The 1638-nt window shown below is 34.2% G+C and carries 1 protein-coding gene; it reads left to right on the top strand.

Translation table 11 applies throughout. The annotated features are described in order from the left end of the window. Window positions 1–246: 246 nt before the first annotated feature. A partial coding sequence (locus GBG18_RS14935; protein ID WP_193311183.1) for a SwmB domain-containing protein occupies window positions 247–1638 on the top strand: 1392 nt, incomplete at its 3' end.

Genomic DNA, 1638 nt, shown 5'->3' with positions numbered 1-1638 from the left:
CAAATAATGCAATTTCTGTAAAAGGTAATCTTCTTGGAGGTACCCTCAATTTAGATGGAGTATTTTACGGTAACGGCAGTCAAATAGGAGGAACGCTTGATTATACAAATGGTGATAAAAAGTTAGATGCTGCTTTTAGAGCAAAGAAATAATTATCAAAATTATGAATAGTTACAATTTATAAAATTAGTACTATTCAATTACTTTTGTACGTCATAATAATAAAAATTATAACAAGGACACGTTATGTCACTAATCAAAATTATCTCAAAAGATGGGCAAGAGAAGATAGTCGATATCGACAAAATCAAAACAGGCAAAATATCAATCCAGACTAAACCGGGTGATAGAATCGAAATAGTAGGTGTGAATAAAAATAGTGTAAATGCTATTAAAGATGGTACTACCTTAGTACTACAACTTCCAAACAATCAAGAAGTTAGATTAGAAAAGCTATATGAAGCAGTTACTACTCAAGTAGAAGAGAAAGTTGCAAATGCAGAACAAACCACTGCAGGTGCAATCATTGAACAGCTAAATGAAGAAAAACCAACCGCCTCAGTAGAAAAAGTACAAGAACAATCTGTTCAATTAGATTTTGTTTCTCAAGAAGGATTAGTAGAGTCAATAGTACTTGAAAATTTAGAGTCTGTAGAGAATTTTGTAGAAAATGAAGTTGAAACATTATTAGAGGAAAATCCAGATGTGCAACCAGAAGCACAACAGCCTCAAAAACCAGAAGCACAACAGCTAGAAGTTCAACAGCCTCAACAAGATAACTATATACCAGAATATGTACCAGAAGACACTGTAGACATACCTGAAGATACAGTTGAAGTTACACCAGAAGATACACTTGAGGATACACCAGAAGATACAGTTGAGGATACACCAGAAGATACAGTTGAGGATACACCAGAAGATACAGTTGAGGATACACCTGTAGAAGAACCAGAACCAAAAGACACAACCCCTCCAACTGTTTTATCCTCAAATTTTGAAGTAAACAGTAAAACTTTGACAATTGAATTAAATGAAGAAGGAATAAAAGGATTTGACAGTGCAAATTTAAAAGATTCTTTTTCTGTAACTATAAATGGTACTCCAGTTTCAATTGAGAGTGTTACAAAAGGTTCAATTGTTGTTACTTTAAGTAATTCAATCCCTAATAATGCTAATGTTGTACTTTCATATGATGGGATAGGTGGTTTAACAGATGCTTCAAATAACGCGTTAGCAGCTTTTTCATTATCTACTGATACTAATGATTTTAATATTGCACCTGATACCACTGCTCCAACAACTACAATTTCAAATATTGATATATCTGCTGATACCGGAAGTAGTGCAAATGATTTTCTAACAAAAACAGCCTCACAAACTATTACTGCAACATTGAGTCAAGCTTTAGAGTCAGGAGAAGAATCTCTTTGGGGTTCTACAGATGGAGGTACTACTTGGACAGATATCACAGATAAAGTTACAGGTACTGATATATTTTGGGATAGCACAACTCTGTTAGGAAGCAATGAAATTCAATTTCAAGTACGAGATTCAGCTCCAGTAGTAAATACAGGACCTACAGCTTCACAATCGTATACTTTAGATACAACAGCCCCAGTATTTCCTGATGGAGCG

Source organism: Poseidonibacter ostreae, from assembly GCF_009208075.1.
GTDB classification, from domain to species: Bacteria; Campylobacterota; Campylobacteria; order Campylobacterales; family Arcobacteraceae; genus Poseidonibacter; species Poseidonibacter ostreae.
This window is presented reverse-complemented; position numbering and strand designations above follow the sequence as displayed.